The sequence below is a fragment of the Actinacidiphila sp. bgisy167 genome (genome assembly GCF_965342175.1).
Lineage (GTDB): Bacteria > Actinomycetota > Actinomycetes > Streptomycetales > Streptomycetaceae > Actinacidiphila.
Map to the genome: position 1 here is coordinate 1 of NZ_CBDRBL010000204.1, position 1291 is coordinate 1291.

Genomic DNA, 1291 nt, shown 5'->3' on the forward strand with positions numbered 1-1291 from the left:
CAGGGCTGTTGCAAGGTCGGATTTTAGGCATGAATGTGCAGGTCACAGGGGATGCCGAAGAGATCGAGTGGGGCGGTGTGCGGCGCGATGGCCATCTCCCGACGCGCGTCAGCGATCGAACTACCCAGCTTGCGAAGGAAGTTCATGGTCACCGACCTCAACGTGGCCAAGTTCTGCGGCCCGTGACCGGTGCGGATGCGGGAGGCGTCCTCACCGAAGGTCACATCCCGCACGTAATGGATCTTGTTTTCGATGCCCCACTCGGCCTGAACGATCTCCCCGATGCGCTGCGGGTCGGCCTGGCCGGAGGACAGGTCGGTGATCACATACACCGTCTCCCGGCTGCGCTTCCCGCTCGCCCGCACGGTGCGGTACCGGGTGATACGCGCGACCTGACGCGCATAGGGGAAGTCCAGGCCGGCAAAGCTCACCACCTCCACCACCCGCGTATCGATGCGGCCGTGAGCACGTACGGTGGAACGGAAGGCTGCCCGCACACCCTGCCAGGGCACCTTCCGGCACGCCTTCCACAGCTCGGGCTGGTTGCGCTTGACCGGGAAGGCGTAGTGCGCGCCGAACTCCTCCACCAGCACCCGGGCGTGCTCGCGCTGGGTGTGCAACGCGTCCGCGACCACCACGGCGTCCTGAAGCTCCAGCGCAGCCAGCAGCGCGGCGAAGCCGGTGATCTCGCTGCCCTTGTCCGCCACCTTCTGCTGCGCGGCCAGCGTGCCATCCTGCAGCATCGCCCCCAACACCATCACCGCATGCCCGGCCGCATCCCGCGAGCCCCGCAGACACTTGCCGTCCACGGCCACCACCTGCGCCTTGTCCCGGAAGACCCGCAGCAGCTCCTCCAGACCGCCCGGCATGACCGCGTTGACCACGCGGCGGATCGTGTCCGAGCTCGGCGCCATCACCAGGCCGAAGACGCCGCGGCGGCGCAGCCCCAGCCGCTCCAGCGTGGCCGCAGGAGCCGCGGCCGCCCACTGCCCCATCGCCCGGAAAGAGTCGAAACGGCAGGCCAGCGCGCACAACGCGATCAGCAGCACCGCACCGAGCGGGTACTGACGCCCGCGCGCATCACGCGGGTCGCGCAGGCTGTTGACCAGCGCGAACACCCCGGCATCGGGGGACACGCCCCCAGTACACCCCGGACACCGGCAAGACATGGCAGACTCAGGAATCACCGAAGCTCCGTTGCTCATCGAAGACTTGAGAGGTCATCGATCACAACGGAGCTTCGTCCGTCTCGGACACGGCCGGTTGACCTGCAGAAACGCAAGATCAACTA

Annotated in this window: 1 protein-coding gene; it reads right to left on the minus strand. The window is 67.5% G+C overall.

Annotated elements, in window-relative coordinates; translation table 11 throughout:
* Positions 1–23 precede the first annotated feature (23 nt).
* Positions 24–1136, minus strand: coding sequence for an ISAs1 family transposase (locus ACRWND_RS30785; protein ID WP_431955258.1), 1113 nt, complete (start codon positions 1134–1136; stop codon positions 24–26).
* Positions 1137–1291 lie beyond the last annotated feature (155 nt).